The sequence below is a fragment of the Corallococcus praedator genome, assembly GCF_003612125.1.
Classification (GTDB): domain Bacteria; phylum Myxococcota; class Myxococcia; order Myxococcales; family Myxococcaceae; genus Corallococcus; species Corallococcus praedator.
Window position 1 is genome coordinate 1 of sequence record NZ_RAWI01000969.1, and the last position, 458, is coordinate 458.

Genomic DNA, 458 nt, shown 5'->3' on the forward strand with positions numbered 1-458 from the left:
ATCGTAAATGACGAGATTCCCGTAAAATCCTTTATGTTAGATTAATCTTTCAAAACACTAAAATACTTCTGAATGCATATCGCGTGGCTTGGGAAAAAATCTCCCTTCTGTGGCAACGTTACCTACGGTCGAGAAGTTACAAATGCGCTGCTCGATCGCGACTATCAGGTCAGCTTTTTGCATTTTGCCGCCGAAGATTCCGAAGAAATTCCCGAACCGCACGAAGTTTCGATCCCCTGCTTCTATAAGTCGCAGATCTACACGATTCCCAACTTCAAGTCGAGCAAAGTCTTGACGCAGGCGCTCAAACGGCTGAAGCCCGATATCGTCCACGCTTCGCTGACGCTCTCGCCGCTCGATTTTCTATTGCCCGAAATTTGCCAGGAGCTCTCACTGCCTCTTGTAGCGACGTTTCATCCGCCCTTCGATCGCAAACGCCGCAACCTCACATCCGGGAC

At 49.1% G+C, this 458-nt stretch carries 1 protein-coding gene; it reads left to right on the forward strand.

Annotated elements, in window-relative coordinates:
* Positions 1-72: 72 nt before the first annotated feature.
* The coding region (locus tag D7Y13_RS42640; protein ID WP_147452698.1) for a glycosyltransferase at positions 73-458 on the forward strand (386 nt) is incomplete at its 3' end.